This window comes from Tautonia plasticadhaerens (assembly GCF_007752535.1).
In the GTDB taxonomy this organism is placed as follows: Bacteria; Planctomycetota; Planctomycetia; order Isosphaerales; family Isosphaeraceae; genus Tautonia; species Tautonia plasticadhaerens.
In genome coordinates this window covers 943088-963286 of sequence record NZ_CP036426.1, presented here as the reverse complement: position 1 = coordinate 963286, position 20199 = coordinate 943088, and the positions used below count along the sequence as shown (strand labels likewise).

General features: G+C 72.7%; 15 protein-coding genes and 1 pseudogene. 5 read left to right on the top strand and 11 right to left on the bottom strand.

The genetic code is table 11. The annotated features are described in order from the left end of the window. Positions 1-106: 106 nt before the first annotated feature. Both ElP_RS37610 and ElP_RS03615 read left to right on the top strand, forming a co-directional pair. Positions 107-688 carry a hypothetical protein gene (locus ElP_RS37610; RefSeq protein ID WP_197446689.1) on the top strand — a complete coding sequence of 194 codons (582 nt, stop codon included), beginning with the start codon at positions 107-109 and terminating at the stop codon, positions 686-688. Continuing rightward, a complete protein-coding gene (locus ElP_RS03615) occupies positions 673-1770 on the top strand; it encodes an HTTM domain-containing protein (RefSeq protein ID WP_197446688.1) in 1098 nt (365 codons plus the stop codon). Before ElP_RS37610 ends, ElP_RS03615 begins: the two co-directional genes overlap by 16 nt. 99 nt (positions 1771-1869) lie before the next feature. On the opposite strand, the gene ElP_RS03610 is transcribed toward ElP_RS03615, so the two are convergent. Continuing rightward, the gene (locus ElP_RS03610; RefSeq protein ID WP_145267316.1) at positions 1870-2985 is read right to left on the bottom strand and encodes a substrate-binding domain-containing protein; all 1116 of its coding nucleotides are present in this window, start codon (positions 2983-2985) and stop codon (positions 1870-1872) included. A gap of 93 nt (positions 2986-3078) precedes the next feature. On the opposite strand from ElP_RS03610, the gene ElP_RS03605 reads away from it, so the two are divergent. Next, complete coding sequence (locus ElP_RS03605) at positions 3079-4119, top strand: DUF1559 domain-containing protein (RefSeq protein WP_145267314.1); 1041 nt, start codon at positions 3079-3081, stop codon at positions 4117-4119. A 271-nt stretch (positions 4120-4390) separates the two neighbouring features. On the opposite strand, the gene ElP_RS03600 is transcribed toward ElP_RS03605, so the two are convergent. After that, entirely contained in the window at positions 4391-5323 is a 933-nt protein-coding gene (locus tag ElP_RS03600; protein ID WP_145267312.1) for a ketopantoate reductase family protein, read from the bottom strand. Then, on the bottom strand, positions 5320-5760 hold the full coding sequence (locus tag ElP_RS03595; RefSeq protein ID WP_197446687.1) for a MarR family winged helix-turn-helix transcriptional regulator: 441 nt from the start codon (positions 5758-5760) through the stop codon (positions 5320-5322). Before ElP_RS03595 ends, ElP_RS03600 begins: the two co-directional genes overlap by 4 nt. Before the next feature lie 116 nt (positions 5761-5876). On the opposite strand from ElP_RS03595, the gene ElP_RS03590 reads away from it, so the two are divergent. Together ElP_RS03590 and ElP_RS03585 are read left to right on the top strand one after the other, a co-directional pair. Next, positions 5877-6635 carry an SDR family oxidoreductase gene (locus ElP_RS03590; protein WP_145267308.1) on the top strand — a complete coding sequence of 253 codons (759 nt, stop codon included), beginning with the start codon at positions 5877-5879 and terminating at the stop codon, positions 6633-6635. A 59-nt stretch (positions 6636-6694) separates the two neighbouring features. Further along, positions 6695-7993, top strand: coding sequence for a beta-ketoacyl-[acyl-carrier-protein] synthase family protein (locus ElP_RS03585; RefSeq protein ID WP_145267306.1), 1299 nt, complete (start codon positions 6695-6697; stop codon positions 7991-7993). 348 nt (positions 7994-8341) lie between these two features. On the opposite strand, the gene ahr is transcribed toward ElP_RS03585, so the two are convergent. The 8 genes and pseudogenes from ahr to polX all read right to left on the bottom strand — a co-directional run bounded on the left by ahr (position 8342) and on the right by polX (position 19318). Beyond that, positions 8342-9352, bottom strand: coding sequence for an NADPH-dependent aldehyde reductase Ahr (ahr, locus tag ElP_RS03580; RefSeq protein ID WP_145267304.1), 1011 nt, complete (start codon positions 9350-9352; stop codon positions 8342-8344). A gap of 405 nt (positions 9353-9757) precedes the next feature. After that, positions 9758-10612, bottom strand: coding sequence for an SDR family NAD(P)-dependent oxidoreductase (locus ElP_RS03575; RefSeq protein ID WP_145267302.1), 855 nt, complete (start codon positions 10610-10612; stop codon positions 9758-9760). A 72-nt stretch (positions 10613-10684) separates the two neighbouring features. Then, a complete protein-coding gene (locus tag ElP_RS03570; protein WP_145267300.1) occupies positions 10685-11089 on the bottom strand; it encodes a hypothetical protein in 405 nt (134 codons plus the stop codon). 244 nt (positions 11090-11333) lie between these two features. Beyond that, on the bottom strand, positions 11334-12050 hold the full coding sequence (locus tag ElP_RS03565; RefSeq protein WP_197446686.1) for a lysophospholipid acyltransferase family protein: 717 nt from the start codon (positions 12048-12050) through the stop codon (positions 11334-11336). A gap of 70 nt (positions 12051-12120) precedes the next feature. Continuing rightward, a pseudogene (gene cmk, locus ElP_RS03560) lies at positions 12121-12738 on the bottom strand ((d)CMP kinase); the annotation flags it as partial. Positions 12739-12841: 103 nt separating this feature from the next. After that, entirely contained in the window at positions 12842-16678 is a 3837-nt protein-coding gene (locus ElP_RS03555) for a sigma-70 family RNA polymerase sigma factor (RefSeq protein WP_197446685.1), read from the bottom strand. A 135-nt stretch (positions 16679-16813) separates the two neighbouring features. Beyond that, positions 16814-17281: a DUF2203 domain-containing protein gene (locus ElP_RS03550; protein ID WP_145267296.1), complete on the bottom strand. Its 468-nt coding sequence runs from the start codon at positions 17279-17281 to the stop codon at positions 16814-16816. A 309-nt stretch (positions 17282-17590) separates the two neighbouring features. After that, positions 17591-19318: a DNA polymerase/3'-5' exonuclease PolX gene (gene polX, locus ElP_RS03545; protein WP_145267294.1), complete on the bottom strand. Its 1728-nt coding sequence runs from the start codon at positions 19316-19318 to the stop codon at positions 17591-17593. Positions 19319-20199: the final 881 nt, after the last annotated feature.

The following is a 20199-nucleotide window of genomic DNA, read 5'->3' as shown; positions in this document are numbered from 1 at the left end:
ACGCGAGCGACCCGACTCCAGGCCCCGCCGTCGCCCATCGGGGCGGTCTGGCGGGCTTCGGCGTTGGCGGGCAAGTTCCGATCGTTCGCACATGGAGGGATTCGGAATGGAAGTCGAGATGGATCGAGGCCCTGAACGACCTGATGCGAGCCCGCCCCCCCGACGGATCGGGCGCCGGTCGCTGCGATGGGCCGTCAACGCCTGGCTCGTCCTGCACGTCTCGGCGGTCATCATCGCCCCGGCCTCGGTCTCGCCGTCGTCTCCCCTGATCCTGACGGCGTGGGAGCTGGTCCACCCCTACTTGCAGTTCCTCTACCTGAATCACGGCTACCACTTCTTCGCCCCCGAGCCGGCCGAGAGCACGTTGCTCGCCTTCGAGGCCGAGCGGGCCGACGGCACCGTGATCCGGGGGCGGATCCCCGGCCGAGAGATCGCCCCGAGGCTGCTCTACCACCGCCACTTCATGCTCTCCGAGCACATGGCCGGCACCTTCCCCGAGTTGCGGGAGCTGTGGCACCGGTCCTTCGCCAAGCACGTCGGCACCAAGTTCGGCGCCGATCGGGTCCGGCTGCTCCAGGTCACCCATTACATGCCGACGGCCTGGATGGTCCGGGACGGGATCGGCCTGAACCACCCGGAGAGCTACGAGGACGTCGAGCTGGGGGTGTACCAATGCGACGAGCTTTGACCTTCGCCCTGGCCGAGACCCGGTCCCGGATCCGGTCGTGCTCCGAGGCGTGGGAAGCCTTCTGGTTCACCCCGGCCGACCCGACCTTGCTGGGTATCCTCCGGGTGCTCACCGGCCTGATGCTGCTCTACACGCACGGCGTCTGGGGACTGGCGCTGGGGGACTTCTTCGGGGAGGACCCCTGGCTCGGCGCCGAGCTGGTCCGGACGCTCCAGGAATACTCGTTCGCCTGCTCCTTCTGGTGGTGGGTCGAACCGGAATGGATGTGGACGGCCCACGGCGTCTCGATGGCCATCCTCGCCCTGTTCACGCTCGGGCTCTGGACCCGGGCGACCTCGGTGCTGTCGCTGGTCGTGGCGATCTCCTACGCCCATCGGGTGCCCGAGGCGCTCTTCGGCCTCGACCAGATCAACGTGATGCTGACGCTCTACCTGACGATCGGCGACGGGGGCCGGGCCGTCTCGCTCGACCGCCTGATCGCCCGGCGTCGCGGAGAGGGGGCGGCGACCCCCTCGGCCCGGTCGAACCTGGGGAGGCGGCTGATCCAGGTCCACATGTGCACGATCTACTTCTTCGCCGGGATCTCGAAGCTCCAGGGCCCCGCCTGGTGGAGCGGGGACGCCATGTGGCTGGCCTTCGCGAATCTCGAATACCAGTCGATGGACATGACGTGGCTGGCCTGGCACCCGCTGATCCTGAACGTGATGACCCACACGACGATCGCCTGGGAGATCTCCTTCTGCGTGCTCGTCTGGAAGCCGGCCTGGCGGCCGATCGTGCTCGCGGCCGGCACGGCGATGCACCTGGGCATCGGCGCCTGCCTCGGGATGTGGACCTTCGGGCTCATCATGCTCGTCGGCTGCGCCTCCTTCCTCCCCACTGAGACGGCCGGTGTGCTGGTGCGGGCCCTGTCGGGGGCCCGTCGAGGCCGAGCCACCCCGGTGACCTTCCCTGTCTCGGCGAGCCCCCAGGCGGCCTCCGCCCTCCTGAAGGGGCCGCACCGTCCCGTCGGCCCGGTCGTGACCATCGACTACGGCCGGCACCGGGAGGGCTCGGAGCCCCGGGGCCCGATCCCGGGGTGAGCGGCCGTCGGTCGGGCGGCCGGCCCCCGACTGCCCGGGACGAAGCCGACCGGGCCCCGGCCCGCCCCGAGGGAATCGGGGGCGGGCCGGGCCGGGCGATCAGCCCGATGGTCCCGGTCGACCGGATTCCCCCTCGACCGGGGCCGCGGCGCCCGCCTCCACGCGTCGCCATTCCCCCGCCCCCGAGGGGTCGTACCCCGGAAGGGCGGCCAGCGCCCGGCGATAGGGGGCGGAGCGGACGACCCGGATCAACGCCTGGAGGCGAGGATCGCGTTCGAGCCGGACCGGGACGCAGAGCTCGTACGCTTCGACCTGGATCCCGAGGACCCGGAGGCCGGCCTCCTCGGCGGCGAGGCGGAGGCAGACGCCGGCCTCGGCCCAGCCGAATCGGATCGCGTCGGCGACTCCCCGGTGGTCGAAGGCGACCCGCCCCGGTTCGGGTCGGCCGGCCCGGAGCCGGTCGAGGCACTTGCGGGCGCCGGAGCCGGACTCCCGCCCGACCCAGCACAGGTCCGCCTGCAGGATCGACCGGACCGATCGGCCCGGGACACCCCCGGCCACCGCCAGGCCCTCCTCCCATCGGGCGACCCCGAGCAGGCCCCAGGCCTCGCCGAGTCGATCGGAGACGGCCCGGGCATTGCCGTCGGGGTCCTCGGGGGTCGACAGGTGTAGCCCCGCCGCGTGGACGAGCCCCTCCCGGAGCAGTTCCAGGGCCCGGCCGCTGGAACGGGGTAGTACGAGCAGCCGGAATCCGGTCGCCTTCTCGTACTCGGCCGCGAGCAGGCCCGCCGCGGGGTCGCAGCAGGCGAGCACGAGGGTCTCGCCGGGCTCCCGACCGCCGTCGACCTCGGCGGCCCCCCCCCGGGCCACGCCGTCGTGGGCGACCACCCCCCCCGGGGTCGGCTCGGCCGGGTAGAGCCGGATCCGGCCGCCGACCTCGGCCCTCCAGAATCGGCAGGGATCCGTCGTCGCCGGCCATGCCCAGGAAGGGTCCTCCCCGGCAGGCCGGGCCCGGCCGAAGAGTTCTTCCACCGAGGCCCCGAGCGCCTCGGCCAGCCCGATCGCCGCCAAGACCGAGGGGACCAGTCGGCCCGTCTCCACCGCGCTGACGGCCGCCCGGGAGATGCCGGCCCTCCGGGACAGCTCCTCCTGGGACCAGCCCCGTTCCCGGCGCCTGGCCTTGACCCGGTTGTGCATCGCACCGAGATCCGACATGATCGTACCTCTTTTCGACAGGATCATGCCGGGCGGACGAAGACGGTCGCGATCGCCGGCGATCCCAGGAAGACCAGGATCGGGGGTGGGTCGATGCGGATCAAGCGATTCCGGGGCGGGTTCACGCTGATCGAACTCCTGGTGGTCATCGCGATCATCGGGGCCCTGGTCGCCTTGCTCCTCCCGGCGGTGCAGGCCGCGCGGGAGGCGGCCCGACGGATGCAGTGCGCGAACAACCTGAAGCAGATCGGCCTGGCGCTGCACACCTACCATGATGCGCACGGCCGGTTCCCGCCGGGACGTTTGCGGGGGATGATCGACGGCCACGGCCGATGCTTCTCGGCCTACGCCCAGATCCTCCCGCAGCTCGACCAGGTCAACGCGTCGAACGCGATCAATTTCGACCTGAGTCCGGACAACGGGCCGACCGGCTCGTCGGTCCCCGAGAACACGACGATCATGAACCTGACGCTGGCCGCCCTGCTCTGCCCCAGCGACGAATTCGAGAAGCTCCAGGGTGAGAGCGGCGTCCACAACTACCCGCTGAACTCCGGCACGACCTACCCCCTCTCCCCGAGGAACCCGGGAGGGGTCCCCGTGACCGGGATCTTCTATGAGAACTCGTCCGTCTCGATCGCCGACGTCCGGGACGGGACGAGCCAGACGGTCTGCATCGGGGAGACGGTGAAGGCCACGCTCGGCGGGCCCTCGACCTGGGACGGCGCAAGCCCCACCAACGGGTTCGTGCTGACACGGGGCAACGACAACCGGGCGAATGGCCCGGAGCTGACCGATCGCGAGGCGCAGTGCACCGGGCCGGGGCTCGCCCTGCAGCAGACCCGGGGGAGCCGGTGGGTTTACGGCGCCCCGGGCCATAGCATGTACAACCACCTCCGGCCGCCCAACGACCGCCGGGTCGACTGCCGGGGGGGCCTGCCGCACAGCAACCGGAACAACCACTGGTGGGACCGGCTCTCGCTCGACGTCGCCGCCCGGAGCCTGCACCCCGGCGGCGTCAACGCGCTGCACTGCGACGGGAGCGTCCGATTCGTGAGAGAGACCGTCTCGGCCGGGGTCTGGCTCGCGATCGGCAGCCGGGCGGGGGGCGAGGTCGTCTCGGACGACGCCTTGTAGCGGGACGATGCGAGGGCGAGGGGTTGACCGGGGAGGGGCCAACAGGTCCATTGGATTCGATCGGCCCGGGCGACGGATCCGAATCCGCCTGGGCCCCCTCCCGGGCCGGAGACCGGCCGACCTCGCAAGGCGAGGTGGGCCCGAGGTCTTGCCGCCCTCGGAGGTCGAATCGCGAACCGGCCCGGGGGTCGTCGGCGAAGCCCGAGGCCTCAGGGTGGTCGTCACCTCGAAGCCGTCCGACGGGGGGCGCGGCACCCTTCTCGATCGCCCCCTACCCCCGCGCTCGGGCGGCTCGGGCCTCCGCGGCCTTGACGGCGACGAGGGCGATGCGGAGGAGGGACCGGTCGCCTCCCCCCGCCCCCCCTCGACGCCGGAGCAGGTCGCCGAGGATGTGGTCGGCCTCGGTCCGGCCCCTCCGCTCGAGGTCGCCCAGCATCGAGGCCGACACCGTCGAGCCGGGGTCGGTGAGCCGGCCGAGGGCCGCCCGCATCGCCTCGACCCGGGGCGGGTAGCCCTCGGCCTCGGCGACGGCCCGGCACTCCTCCAGCAGTCCGGCCGCCAGGTCGGTCCCGCCGGCGGCCACGACGTCGCCGACGGCCGACCTCGTCAGGCACGTGAGCCCGGCGAGGGACGCCAGGAAGACCCACTTCTCCCACATCTCCAGCTGGATCCGGTCGCTCGCCACCGCCTCGAACTTCGCCCCGCCCATCACCTCGGCGATCGCCTCGAGCCGGGGGGACCGGCCGCCGGGCCGCTCGCCGAACACCAGGCGATCCACGTCGCTGACGTGGACCACGCCCCCGGACTCGTCGAGCCTGGCGGAGATGAAGCACGACCCTCCCAGGACGCGGCCCGGGCCGAGGCGGGCGTCGAGGGCGTCGAGGTGCCGCATGCCGTTGAGCAGCGGCAAGACGGCCGTCTCCGGCCCCACCGCCGGCGCGATGGCCTCGACGGCCTCGGCCAGGTCGTAGGCCTTGCAGGACAGGATCACCAGGTCGTACGGGCTTCGGAGTTCCGAGGCCAGGGCGGTCGGCGGATTCGGGAGCGAGGCGTCCCCCGAGGGGCTCGCGATGGACAGGCCGGTCTCGGCGAGCTGGGCGGCCCTCCCGGGGCGGACCAGGAACGTGACGTCCCGGCCGATTTCGAGCAGCCGCCCGCCGAAGTATCCGCCGGTCGCGCCGGCGCCGACGACCAGGATCCTCATGTGCCCTCCCCCGACTTCGACGCCTCCGCCGCGGCCCCGGTCAGGGACGGCAACGCCCGGAGGACCAGGTCCCAGGTTTCTTCGGGCAGCGCGCCTCGCAACCGGTCCTGGGCCCGCTGCCAGGCCGACCCGGCCTGCCCGACCTTCGCCCGGCCCGCCTCGGTGATCGCGACGAGCTTCTCGCGGCGATCCTCCCCCGCCCGGGCCGACACCCAGCCGGCCTGCATCAGCGGCCTGAGGTTACGCGTCAGCGTCGTCTCGTCGATCGAGGCCAGGCCGCCCAGGTCGCGTTGCCGGACCTCGCCCGATCGCTCGAGGAGCCGCAGCAGCGTGTACTGGGTCGCCCGGAGCCCGGCCCCCCGGAGCTCGTCGTCGTAGACCCGGGTCACCGCCCGGGAGGCCTGGCGCAGGACCCCGCACATACATGGCACCGCCATCGGCGACCGATCCTGGACGTGCTTCCGCTTGACGCTCCCCATATCTCTTGTATATGCAGGCAACGGCGGCCGGTCAAGGTGATTGGCGGCGTGGCCGGCCTCTCGGGAGATACGTCATGTCGACTCGGGACAAGGTCGCGTTCATCACCGGGGCGAACAAGGGGATCGGGCTGGAGACGGCCCGGGGGCTCGGTCAGGCGGGGATCGCCGTCCTCATCGGCAGCCGGGACGAGGCGAAGGGGCGGGCCGCCGCCGATCGACTCCGGGGGGAGGGGATCGAGGGGGTCGAGGCCATCCGGTTCGATGTCGACCGGCCCGGCGATCACCAGGAGGTCGTGCGCTACCTGCAGGACCGGCACGGCAGGCTCGACATCCTGGTGAACAACGCCGGAGTCGCCCTGGACGAGGCGGACTTCGGCGCGCCGGGGGGCGTGAACACCACGTCGGCCGTGACGCCGGAGATCCTCCATCGGACCTTCGAGACCAACGTCTTCTCCGTCGTCGCCCTCACGCAGGCCCTCCTGCCGCTACTCCGCAGGGCGCCGGCCGGCCGGATCGTGAACCTGTCGAGCATCCTCGGCTCGCTGACGCTCCATTCCGACCCGGCATCTCCCATCTTCGACATGAAGGCCTTCGCGTACGACGCCTCGAAGACGGCCCTCAACGCCTTCACAGTCCACCTCGCCCACGAGCTGAGGGGGACCCCGATCAAGGTGAACTCCGCGCATCCCGGCTGGGTGAAGACGGACATGGGCGGCCCGTCGGCCCCGATGGAGGTCTCGGAGGGCGGGCGGACGAGCGTGCTCCTGGCGACCCTGCCCGACGACGGCCCGAGCGGCGGGTTCTTCCACCTCGGCGAATCATTGCCCTGGTGAACCGGGCCCCGGCGTGCCCCTCGAATCGAAAGCGGGACGGTCCATCGACGGAGGTGCCCATGGTCGGCGAATCGAGGCGGGTGGTCGTCACGGGGATGGGGATGGTCACGCCCGTCGGCCTCGACGTGGCGACGTCCTGGGAGTCGCTCCGAGAGGGGCGCGGCGGGGTCGGGCCGGTCACCCGGTTCGACGCCGGCGGTTTCGCGACCCGGATCGCCGCGGAGCTCAAGGGGTTCGACCTCTCGAAGGACCTCGGCGGCGAGGCCTCCCGGTGGGAGGGCCACGGCCTGACCACCAAGATCGCGCTGGCCGTCGCGTCGCAGGCCGTGCGGGACTCCGGCGTGTTCGAGGGCCCGGGAGTCGACCCGTCGCGCCTCGGGGTCTATCTCGGCTCGGGCGAGGGGCAGACGGACTTCCCCCGATTCGTCGACCTCATCCGCCGGTCGCTCGACCGCGGCCGGGTCGACACGAGGCGGTTCACGTCCGAGGGGCCGTCTCGGCTCGACCCGATCCTGGAGTCCGAGCAGGATCCGGGGACGCCGGCCGGGCACGTGGCGGCCGCCTTCGGGGCGGCCGGGCCGAATTTCTCCTGCCTCACGGCCTGCTCGGCCGGCGCCCAGGCCATCGGCGAGGCGGCCGAACTGATCCGCGACGGCTCGGCCGACGTGATGCTCGCCGGCGGCGTCCACAGCATGATCCACCCGTTCGGCATGACGGGGTTCGTGCTCCTGACGGCCATGTCGACGCGGAACGACGATCCGGCCCGGGCGAGCCGGCCCTTCGACCGCGACCGCGACGGGTTCATCCTCGGCGAGGGGGGCGGGATGCTCGTCCTGGAGTCGCTCGAGCACGCGAGGGCCCGGGGGGCGATCATCCGCGGCGAGGTCGCGGGCCAGGCCTCGACGGCCGACGCGTTCCGCCTGACCGACCCCCACGACGAGGGCCGAGGCGCCGTCTCCTCGATGCGCCTGGCCCTTCGGGACGCGGGGCTCGACCCGGGGGATGTCGACTACGTCAACGCCCACGGCACGAGCACCAGGGCCAACGACTCGATCGAGACGAGGGCGCTCAAACGCGCCCTGGGGGACCACGCGGGACGCGTGCCCGTGTCAAGCACCAAGAGCATGACCGGCCACCTGATCGCCGCGGGAGGGGCCGTCGAGGCGATCGCGTGCCTGCTGGCGATCCGCGACGGCGTGGTGCCGCCGACGGTGAACCTCGATCTGCCTGACGAGGATTGCGACCTCGACTACGTCCCGCACGCCGCGCGCGACCACGTCGTCGACGTCGCGATGTCGAACAGCTTCGGCTTCGGGGGCCAGAACACGACCCTGATCCTGCGGCGGTTCACGGGATGACCCCGCGACCGGTTCGCGCACTTTTCATCGACGACCACCGACGTGCTCGTTCCGCCGACTCGCCCCCTTCGGCTTGCCCCGTCGCGGTCCCACCGGCCTCTCGATGTCGGGGGTGTGGGCCCCGTCCCTTCGCCCCGCTCCCCTGAACTCGGGAGCGTGATCGAGTCGACGTCCGGACGGGGTCGACGGGGGCCCGGCCTCCCCCCGCCCCGGCGCCGAACGGCCGGGGCGGGGCGGCGACCAAGTGGACGCGTCTCCCCGATCGCAGTCGCGTCGAATGCATCGATATCCCCGAGGATGGGAACGCGGCGGGCCCGTGAGGGGTGATCGCCGACGGACCCTCCTCGATCAGAAGTCGGCGTCGAGCACGATCCGATACCGGGCCTCGCCGGCCCGGAGCCGCTCGAACGCCTCATTGATCCGGCTCATCGGCAGGTGCTCGGTCGTCGGGGAGACGCCGTGCCGGGCCGCGAAGTCCAGCATCGTCTCGATCGCCACCGGAGACCCCGTCGGCGAGCCCGAGACGCTGGCCTGCCGCCAGATCAGCGCGAGCACCGGCACCGGGATCGGCTCGGGCACCGCGCCGACCACGTGCATCCGGCCGTTCGGGCCGAGCGTCTCGATCAACGCGGCCCAATCGAGCTGGACATTGGTGGTGACGATGAGCAGGTCCAGCGAACCGCCCCGCCGCCGGATGGCGTTGGGGTCTCGCGTCGAGACTACATGGTGGGCCCCGAAGCCGCGGGCCTCCTCGAACTTCCGCTCGCTGGAGGTGAACGCCGTCACCTCGCACCCGTAAGCGGCGGCGAATTTCAGGCCCATGTGGCCCAGCCCGCCGATGCCGACCACCCCGACCCGGCTCGTAGGCCTCGCGTACCGGGCCAGCGGGTTGAACACGGTGATCCCGCCGCACAGCAGCGGCCCGGCGTCCGCCGCCGGCAGGCCGTCGGGGATGGGGACGACCCAGGCCCAGTGCGCCCGGACTCGGCTGGCGAAGCCGCCGTGATGGTCGACGATCGTCGGCTGGGCCTCGGCGCAGAGGTGCTGGTCGCCCGACTTGCACTGCCGGCAGTGCATGCAACTCCCGGCATTCCAGCCGACCCCGACCCGCTGGCCCGCCCGGATCCCCTTCGCGGCCGGCCCGACGGCCGCCACCCGGCCGATCACCTCGTGGCCGAGCACGGCCGGATACCGGGTCATCCCCCAATCGTCGTTCAGCATCGACAGGTCGGAGTGGCAGAGGCCGCAGTGCTCGACCTCGACTTCCACCTCCTCGTCACCGATCGGGCCGAGGTCGACCTGCCGACGCTCCAAACCCTGCCTTGCCCCAGGGGCGACCCACGCCTCGATCACCGACATCGTGATGCTCCTCCTCGGTCGGGACCGCCCCGACGCCGCCGGGCGATCCCCGGCGAGGGCCGCGTCCCCGAACCCCGAGACGATCACCTCGGGCGTCGTCGCCGGATTCCCCGCATTCGGACGAGACACACGATAGGTGGTCCGTTATCGACTCGGCAACGTCATTTTCCCGAGGGGGCGGCATGCCGCACGGGCGGGTTCGCCGGCACGTCTTCGACGTGGACTCGGGTAGATCCACTCGGATGTCCCGGCGGCGGGGCTGCGAGGGGGCGACGCGCGACGGGCCGACCCCCGAGTGGGTGATCAACCGCCCGGCCTCGACTGAGCCTTCGGGAACAAGGAGCAACCGTCCCGCAAGGCGCCGGACCGCCCCCAATTCGGGATGCATTCAACCCGGTGTCGGACTCACCGGCGGGACTCGGCCGCGGCGAGCGCGGGGGCGTCGGCGTAGAGGCGGCGTGTCCATCGGCCGAAGCCCCAGTCGACGAAGCGGGGGAAGAACCGGTTGAAGGCCAGCAGCAGGCGACCCCTGGGGGTGAGCGTCACCTCGTTCCGGCCCCGGAGCACGGCATCGAGTCCCGCGCGGGCGACGGCGTCGGGCGACATGCTCCGGTGGGACTCGGTGCGGTAGATCGCGGTGTGGACCAGGAGGTTCCGCTCGAACGCGGTGGTCGTGAAGCCGGGGTTCAGCAGCAGGACGTGGATCCCGTCAATCGCCCACTCGGCCCGGATCGCCTCGGTCAGTCCGGCGACGGCGAACTTGCTCGCCGAGTATTCCGGCCTGCCCGGGAGCCCCCGGCGGGCGACGATCGAGCCGACATTCAGGAGCGACGGGCGGTCCCCCCGGCGGAGCATCGGCAGCACCCCCCGGCAGACCTCGGCCAGGGCGATGACGTTGACCTCCAGGAGGCCCCGGAGCACCGACGGCTCGTGCGACTCGAACCGGCCGTAGGCGCCGACTCCGGCGGCGTTGACCACCAGGTCCAGTGCGCCGCCGAGGCGTTCGGCCGCCCGGTCGAGCAGCATCCGGCGGTCGTCCAGGTCCGTCAGGTCGGCGGCGACGGCGACCACGTCGGCGGGGGCGGCCCCCGCTTCGGTCAGTTCGAGGGCGACGGCGGACAAACGATCGGCCGAACGGCCGGTCATCACGACCCGGGCCCCCTCGGCGGCGAGCAGGCGGGCGAAGGCGGCACCGATGCCGGACGAGGCGCCGGTGACCAGGCAGCGGGCCCCTCGGAAGGATGATCGTCGTCGGGGCATCGGTCGGCTCGGCTTTTCAAGCTCGGGGGGATGCGGGCGGCATGGGGATCGGGATCGGCGTCCCGCCGGGGATCAGCGGATCAGCGAAGGGTCGGCCCCGCCCTGGACCTCGGTCCGGACCGAACCGCCGCCCCGGGCGATCCAGCCCCCGCCGAGGATCGGGCCGGAGCTGGGCCGGCTGATCACCACCCGGGGGGCCCCGGAGTCGGCGCTGGTGACGACCTCGGGGTCCGAGGGGGCGGGGGTGACCGAGGAGGGCCGGGTGCCGAGCGACGGGACCTGTGCGTCGGAGAAGACCCGGGTGGGCAGCTCGCAGACCTCGTCGACGATCACGGTCTCGCCGGGGACGACGTAGGCCGGGGTGGCCTCTCCGTAATAGTAATGGTTATGAGTGCATCCTGCCGAGAGGGCCAGGCCGGCGAGGGCCGAGGCGAGCCCGGCCGGGCCGGGACGGCGGGGCGACGAGGCTCGTCGCATGGCGGTGCTCCTTTGCCGAGGGTCGTCCCGGGGCTCGACCGGCCTCGGGCGGGGATTCGCCCGAGCCCGAAGGGCCCGGAGATCGGCCCCCGGTCGTGGAGGCCGGGGGCCTTGCGATCCGGTCCGGGGCGTCGAGGGGAGGTTCGAGGGGGAGCGTCGGCGACGAGCGCGGGCCGTCCGGTCGGCGTCGGACTCTATCCGAAGCGGTCGATCCGGCCAACTCGAAAATCCGATGCGGGCCGGGTCAATCGGCCGTCGGGCTGCGGCCGAGCCTGCGGTCGAACTCCTGGCGGGCGACGTCGATCGCCTGCTGGATGCGATCGCGGATCAGGGCGGTCGCGTCCTCGGGGGATCGGGAGGAGAGTTCCTCGGGGGAGATCGGCGGGCCGATGTGGACCCGGATCGGGTGGGGGCGCGGGAACTTCCGGTCCCGGGGCCAGGCCTCGTAGGTCCCGGCGATCCCCACCGGGATCACCGGCACCTTCGCCTTGATCGCCAGGGTGGAGATGCCGGGCTTCAGCTCCTGGAGCCGGCCGTCGGGGGTCCGCGTCCCCTCGGGGAAGAGGGTGACGATGCCGCCCCGCTTCAGCCGCCGGAGCGTCTCCTTGAACCCCTGCACGCCGATGCCGTCCCGCTGGATCGGGAAGGAGCCCATCCAGGTGATGAGCCTCCCCAGCACCGGGGTGAACAGCGAGGACCGGGCGACGAAGTTCAGCGGCCGACGCACCGAGATCCCCAGCGCGAAGACGTCCCAGAAGCTCGCGTGGTTGGAGACCAGCAGCGCCGCCCCCCGCTCGGGGATGTTCTCCCGGCCGCTGGTCCGGATGCCCCCGGTCATCGAGAAGTAGGTGAACCCCGAGAGCTGGGTCATCCGGTAGTAGAGCACCAGGGCCAGGGACCGGTCCCGGGCGGGGGGCTCGGCGGCGCGGGACGGGCCGGCGGGGGCGTCGGGGCGGGTCATGGGGCGGGTGGCTCCGGTCGGGGGGGGGAGGGTCGGCGAGGCAGGACCGGGCGGCGGCCTCGACGATCGCGGCCACGTCCTCGATGCTCCTCCCCGTGGTGTCGACCAGCCGGGCGTCGTCGGCCGGCCGGAGCGGGGCGATGGCCCGGGACTGGTCCCGATCGTCTCGCTCCTGCTGGTCCCGGAGGACGTCCTCCAGCGCGACCGGATCGCCCCGGCGGAGGTACTCGGCGTGTCGGCGTCGGGCACGCTCGGCGGGGTCGGCCGTGAGGAAGAACTTGCAGGGGGCGTCGGGGAAGACGACGGTGCCCTGGTCCCGGCCCTCGGTGATGGTGTCGTTCTCGGCGGCGAAGTCGCGCTGCCAGCAGGCGAGCAGGCGGCGGACGGCCGGGTTGTCGGCGGCGAAGCGGGTGACCCGGGTCACCTCGACCGACCGGATCTCGGCGGTCACGTCCCGGCCGTCGAGCAGGACCCGGCCGGGCGGGAGTGCGACGGTCAGCCGATCGGCCAGGGCGGCGACGGCCCGCTCGTCGGCCAGGTCAAGCCCGGCCTCCAGGGCCGCCAGGGCGACCGAGCGGTACATCGCCCCCGTGTCGAGCAGTCGCCAGCCGAGCCGATCGGCCACGATCCGGGCCACCGTGCTCTTGCCCGACCCGGCCGGTCCGTCGATCGTGACCACGCGACGCATCGTGATGCCGCCTCCGCCTGTCCCCGCGCCTCCCCGAGACGCCCCCGCGAGTCTAGCGACTCCGGGGGCCGAGGTCCAACCGGCACGGCGGCGGACCCGGCCGTCATCGGGCGAGTGCCGAGGCCACGGCGTCCCGGATCTCGGGCCCCCGGAGCCGACTCGCGATCACCCGGCCATCCGGACCGATGAGGACGCTCCTCGGGATCGACTCGACGCCGAAGTCCTGGGCGACCGTCGACGACCCCCAGGGGCCGAGCACCGCCTGGGTCCAGCCGAAGCCCCGGGCCTCGACGTGGATCCGGGCGGCCTCGGGCTCCTCGTCCAGGCTCAGGCCGATCAGGGTGAAGCGGTCGTCCCCGCCGAATTCCTCCCAGATCGCCTCGAACGTCGGCTCCTCCTCCAGGCAGGGGCCGCACCAGGTGGCCCAGAAGTGGAGCAGGACGACCTTGCCCCGCTGATCGGCCAGGCGGACGGGGTCACCGTCGAGCGTCTGGAGTTCGAAGTCGGGGGCCTCCTGGCCGACGGACAGCGTCCGGTGGCGGATCGTCTCGACCTCCAGGGGGATGGTGCCGAGGTCGATCGGGCCGTCTCCCTCGGGGACCTCGACCGCCCGCTCGATCGTGGCCCGGATCTCGGTCCGATCCTCGGCATCGAGTCGGCTCCCCGACTCGGACGAGAGGTGGAGGGTGAGGGTGTAGGAGCCCGGGGCGACATCCGGGATCCGGAACGAACCGTCGGGCCCGACCCGGACGGTGTGGCCCTGATACCTGCGCCTCCACTCCCTCCCCTCCGGGGTCTGGTACCAGGCGGTGATGTGGGCCACCCGCTCCTCCTGGGAGCGCCCGGCCAGTTCCTCGGGCTCGGGGAAGCCCCGCTGTTCGAGCAGGAGTCGGCCCCCTGCCCGGTCCAGGGGGATCGGCAGGCTCTCCTCGTCGGGCGCCTCGATCCGGCCGACGACCGGGCGGCCCGACCCGCCGATCACCACCTCGGCCACCTCGCCCGGCCCGACCTCGAACGAGAACGGCCCGACGGTCGGGGAGAAGGCGACGGCGAATCCGGGGACGACCCGATCGAGCTCGAATCGGCCGTCGGCGTCGGTCGTGACCTCGTAGCCGTCCTGGACCCATCGGGTCGCCCCCGGGGCGGTCGAGTCGACCGAGACGGTGATCGTCTTGCCCGGCTGGGGCTCCTCCCCGACGAAGTACCGGCCCGAGAGGCGAGCCCAGGGGACCAGCCGCACCTCGGCCGACTCCGACAGCCGGGCCGGGCCGACCCGGGCCATGCCCTCGTCGGCGATCACGGCGATTCCGAACGGTTCCGCCTCGGGATCGAGGGCAAAACGACCGTCGGACCCAGTGGTGACCCTCAACTCGTCGCGGATCGCCTGGAGATTCGAGCGGTTTCCCAGGCTCACGGATCCCGAGCCGAGGAGCTTGATCACCTCAGCACCCGCCACCGGCGTCCCGTCCGGACCGAACACGGTTCCCTCCGTCATGACACTCGGGCTCAGCGAGACCGTCCGCTCGATGACCTCATCGGCAATCTCGAACCTCTCGGTCACGGCCGGGGCGTAGCCCTCGGCCTCGACCTTGAGGGCGATCGCCCCGGATGGCTCGAAGGCGAGTTCATCGAGGACGGCGTCGAACTGACCGTCTCTCCCTTCGTCCGTCGTCCCGTAGACCGACCAGTCGAACTCCGAACCGCGCGGGAGGCTGATCCCGGGCGTCACCTCAAACCGGTCGATCGGGTCGCCGGTCGAAGCGTCGAGCACGCGAAGGGAGACCCTGGGGGGGAGCCGGAGGACGATCTCGGCCTCCTCGGCGCCGGCGGGAGCAGATTTTCGGAGGACGCTAAGGTACGGCTCCCGGTCAACCCGGAACTCGACCTCGCCCTCAGCCGGGCCATCAGGCCAGACGATCCGGCCCTCGGCGTCGGTCCGGTCGATCCAGGAGGACTCGGTTTGGCCCCGGTCTCCGGCTCGAAGCTCATCAAGTGTGACGATTGCCCCGGCGATCGGACGGCCCTCGGGGTCAACGACCCGTAGGCCGATCGGGCGGGCCTCGGCCAGCCGGATCTCGGTCTCGGGTGCGCCTTGACCGATCCTGACGGTCCCGATGGTGGTGGCGAACCCCGGCCGCTCGACCGTGGCGGGGAGGAGGTTCCTCCAGAGTGTGGGGGGGACGGCGTCCGGCGATTCAGGGGCCGAAACGTGCCCGAAGCGGAACCGGCCGTCGGCGTTGGTCTCGGTGCTGACGGGTGCACCGCCTCCCCCCGCCCTCGCGAGGTTGACCCGGGCGCCGACGACCGGCCGACCGTTGGAGTCGACGACCCGACCCAAGGCCGGGACGCCGTCCTGCATGACCTCGACCACATCGAGCGACCGGCACTCATCCGCGGTGTGCCTTCGGCTGTAGCCGGACGGCTCGCTCACGAAATCCGGGTGCTCCAGGCGGAGGAGGACCCTGGCGTCTCCGGGCTGACCGGGGGGGAGGTAGGGGGCTTGCCAACGTCCCCGGGCGTCGGTCCGGACCGGGAAGTCGGTCGTCGACCAGCGGGCCCGGCCGTCGCCGGGGCCGTTGGCCTGGACCCAGACATAGACAATTGCGTCCGGGATGGGCTCGCCCCGCTCGTCCTCGACGATGCCGCCGATCGCCTCGCCCCGGACCAGCTCGAAGGTCAGGGAGGAAGGGGGGTCGGCGAGCAGGTCCTGGCGACGCCACCAGGCCCGCATCGGGACATAGCCGTCGGCATTCGCCAGGACGTTCAGGCTCGTGACCAGGTCGGCGGGCCACTGCACCACGGTCTCGCCCCGGGCGTCCGTCTCGGATCGGCCGAGGTCGAGGGGCTCGGTGGGCTGCCAGACCTGGGCGGAGACCCTCGCGCCCGGGATCGCCTGGCCGGTCCCGGCCTCGACGACCCGGACCGGCAGGGGGATGGGCCGGGCCTCGGGCAGTTCGTGGTCGGCGACGGGGACGACGAGGGGACTCGGTCCCTCTTGCACGGCGACCGGGACCACCGCCGGGGCGGGGGGCGGAGGGGGCGATTTCGGCGCCGTCGCGACGAGGGCGGCCAGGGTCAGGACGATGCCGGAGACGACGGCGGCCGACCCGAGGGCGATCGAGCCGATCGCGGCCCCCCGGAGCACCGAGACGGCCAGGGCGGCGGCCGGGGAGGCCAGCGACGCCGATCGGCCGGCCGAGGCGAAGGCGAGGGCCGCGGTCGTCGTCGCCCGGAGCAAGGCCGGGGGCAGCGACGGCGCGGTCAGGGGGGCGAGGGTCAGCGTCGAGGGCGAGACGCCCCGCCGGGAGAGCTGGTCCCGGAGCCGGGCCCGGCCCCGGGAGAGCCGACTGCGTACGGATCCGACCGGCCAGCCGAGGCGTCGGGCGGCCTCGTCGTGGGTGCAGCCCTCCAGGTCGCAGAGGGCGACGGCCTCCCGGAAGGGGCCGGGGAGCCGGGCGAGTTCCTCGGCGATGACCGCCCGGAGGTCGGCCCGGTGGGCGTCGAGGACTGGGGACGACCGGCCGGACGGCTCGGCGAGCCCGGCGATCGGCCGCTCCACGGCCCGGCGTCGGGCGGACTGGTGTCGGGCCTTGGCGGCCACCCGTCGGCTGACCCCGTAGAGCCACCGGCCGATCGAGTCGTCGACCCGGATCGTCCCGGCCTTGCGGGCGAGCACGAGGAAAGTGGCCTGGAAGGCGTCCTCGGCGGCGATCGGGTCCCGGAGCGTGCGACGGCAGACGCCGAGCACCATCGCCCCGTGTCGGGCGACGAGCACCCCGAAGGCCGTTTCGGCCTCGACGCCGCCGGGGCGTCGTCGGGCGAACCGCTCCAGCAGCTCGGCGTCGCTGAGCCCGGCGGCCACGCCGCCGCCGAAGAGGGCCCGGGTCTGGTCCAGGATCTCCCCCGAGACGGCCGCCGCCGATCCGTTCGCGCTCATCATGGTCCGGGTCCTCGATCGGGGACGCGATGCGTTTCCCCTTCTATTCCCGGAGGGCGGCGGACCAATCCCCGATTCCGGGGGAGGTTCGGGCATGACGGGCCGGACTCGGCGGCCCTCGGCTCGGGGGGGCGCCGGTCAGGCGGGCTGATGCCCGGCGTGGGACGGCTCCCGGGCGTCGATCGGCTGGCGGCCGGAGAAGCCGGAGTGCAGCTCGTGCCAGTGGGTGACCTCGGCCTCGCCGAGCTTCCAGCAGAGGTAGACCTCCCGGCCGTCTCGCACGCTGGGGAAGTCGCAGAGGCCGTTGTGGGCCCCCTTGAGCTCGACCCCCAGCTTTTCCAGCTCGTGCAGGTAGGCGCGGAAGGTGGACTGCTCGGCGGCGAGCTCGGCGCGTCGGCTGGCCAGCTCGGCGTCGTAGGGGTCAGCGTCGGCCTTCGACGACTTGCGGCGGTCGAGCACCGGGGCGAGGCGCTGCTCCAGGTCGCTGACCACCTTCCACTGGCGGACGATGTCGGCCACGATCGCCCGGACCAGCGGCAGGGTTTGGTTGGCCTCCTCGACCGTGAAGACGCGGCGGCCGGCCTCGGGAGACTTGGGGAGTGCCATGGCGATGATCCCTTGAATCGGGGGCCGGGCGGGCCCGACCGGCGGCGACGGCGAGGGAGCGGGGTCGGGGCGGAGCGGAGGCCGGACCGGGTCGGGACGGGGGACGGCCGGGAGGTCGGGGACGGACCCCGATCGTCGCGGCGAGGCCGAGGTCGGCGACAACGTCGTCGCGGGGCTGCGGACCGACCGTCACGGTCCCCGCGGGGAGGGAGAGCGTCCTGCGTCCCGGAATCCAGCTTCTGCATTATAGATGGGGGCGGCCGGGCCGCAAGATGGGGTTCACCGGTTCATCAAGAGGATTCGACGCGATCAGCCCCGGGTGCGGAGTTTCGTCAACGCCCGGGAGGCCTCCTCGGCCGGCAACGAGTTGAACACCTCGGCCGCCCCGAGCCCGGCCCGTCGGGCGACGCCGACGCCGTAGTCCAGGTCGTCGAGGCCCCCGGTGGCGTGCGCATCGGGGTTGATGACGATCGCCACGCCCCGGTCCCGGGCCCGTCGGACATGGGGGGCGTCCAGATCCAACCGATGGGGGCTGGCGTTGATCTCGATCATCGTCCCGGCCTCGGCGGCGGCCTCGATGACCGCGCCGAGGTCGACCGCATAGGCCTCCCGCCGCAGGAGGAGCCGGCCGGTCGGGTGGCCGAGCATCGTGACCAGCGGGTGCCGGACGGCCCGGACGATCCGCGCCGTCATGGCCTCGGCCGGCAGGCCGAAGGAGGAATGGACGCTGGCGACGACGTAGTCGAAGCCCTCCAGCACGTCGTCGGGGTAGTCGAGCGAGCCGTCGGCGAGGATGTCGCACTCGATCCCCTTGAAGACCCGGAACGCCGGGCCCATCGCCGCGTTCAGCTCGTCGATCGCCTCCCACTGGCGACGGACCCGGTCGATGCTCAGGCCCCCGGCATAGGCGGCGGAGCGGGAATGGTCGGCGATGCCGAGGTAGGAGAGGCCGCGATCCCGGGCGGCCTCGGCCATCTCGGCCAGGGTGTTGCCGCCGTCGCTCCAGTCGGTGTGGCAGTGGAAGGTCCCCCGGAGATCCCCCCGCTCGACCAGCGGGGGGATCGGGCCGGCCTCGGCGCGGTCGAACTCGCCCCGGTCCTCCCGGAGTTCGGGGGGGATGGCGTGCAGGCCGAGAGCCCGGAACAGCTCCTCCTCCGATCCGCAGGGGATCGGGCCGTCGGGGCCTTCCAGGGCGTACTCGTTCAGGCGGAGCCCCCGGGCGATCGCCCGCCGTCTCATGGCGATGTTGTGCGCCTTCGAGCCGGTGAAGTAGTGCAAGGCGAACGGGAACTGCCCGGGGGAGACGCCCCGGAGGTCGCACTGCACCCCCCCGGCGAGCCGGACGCTGGCCTTGGTCGGGCCGTGGGCGAGCACCGAGGCCACCTCGGGGAGCGAGACGAAGCGGTCGAGCACCGGGGCCGGGTCGTCGGAGGAGAAGAGGATGTCCAGGTCGCCGATCGTGTCGAGGCGTCGCCGGAGGCTGCCGCAGGCCTCGGCCTCGATGACGCCGGGGTGCGAGCGGACGGCCCCGAGGATCGGCGAGACGAGCCGCCGGGCGGTGCTCTGCAAGATCCGGTCGCCCGTCGACTCGACGAAGCCCAGGCCCTCCAGGATCTTCTGCTCGGTCTTGGCGCCGAAGCCCTTGAGCCCGGCGATCTTGCCCGACTCGGCGGCGAGGCGGAGGTCGGCCAGGCTCTCGACCTTCAACGCGTCGTGCAGGGCCTTGATCTTCTTCGGGCCCAGGCCCGGGACCCGGAGCAGGGCCACCAGGCCGGGGGGCAACTCGGCCCGGAGTTCGTCGTAGAGCGGGACGCTCCCGGTGGTGACGAGCTGGACGACCTTCGCCCGGATCGTCTCGCCGATGCCCGGGACCTCGGCGAGCCGGCCCGAGGCGATCCGCTCCGGGAGGTCGTCCCCCAGGCCCCGGATGGCGTCGGCGGCGTTGTGGTAGGCGCGGCAGCGGAAGGGGTTCTCACCCCGGAGTTCCAGCAGGGTGCCCATCTCGTCGAGGATGCGGGCCACGTCGGCGGGACTCATCAGGAGGGCTCCCGGGGGTCGGGTCGTGAGGGCGTCAGGAGTCCCATGCTACCGGGGCGGGGGGAGGGCCGGGCAGGAGGGGGGACCGAGGGCCGATGCGGCCCGGTCCCCGGCGGATCGCCGGTCTCGGGCGGCCCGTCCGGGGTGGGGACGAGGTCGGTGCGCCAAGAATCGATCGAACAGAATCGCCGCAAACAACCTCTTCACAAAAAGTTACGATTTCCGAAATGGGTTCGCTCCGCGCAGAGCGCACCGGAGGTCTGCCGCGGCTCGGGCGCGGAGGCCGCCGGGCCCCCGGGGCCTCGGCGGCGGGGGACGTCGGGCAGGGGCGGACGCGGGCGGTGCGCCGATTGACACCCCACGACGATCGACGGAATCCATTGCAGGGACATCCGTTGCGGGAATCGAAATGGGTTCGCTCCGCGCCGAGCGCACCGAGCTACTGGCGGTCCCAGGCACCTCGCCCCGGGGGCGGAGGGTGCGACGATCGATCGGGGAGGAGTCGAGGGCGATCGGCACGGGGGCGGCTCCGCGGGGGGGGAGGAGGAGGGGCCGGTGCGGCAGACCTCCTCCTATATGATCGAGGAACGGGAACGTCCCAGTCACAAGAATCCACGCCGGGGGCCTCGGCCGGGCCGAGATTCCCGGGGCGGGGGGATCGGGACGTCGGGGGGCAACCCGGGCGGGGATCGGGGGATCCGGACCTGGCAGGGGCGATCAAGAATCCCGAGTTGACAGCCGAGGGGCCCGGGAGTATCGTTCGCCCCGTCTTTGGGGGGTGGAGTGCGGGCCGGACGAACGGCACCCGCGGACGCCCTCCCGGAGAGCCCGAGTACGACCCGATCGGCACCGAAGCCGAGGGTCGGGCACTCACCCACTTG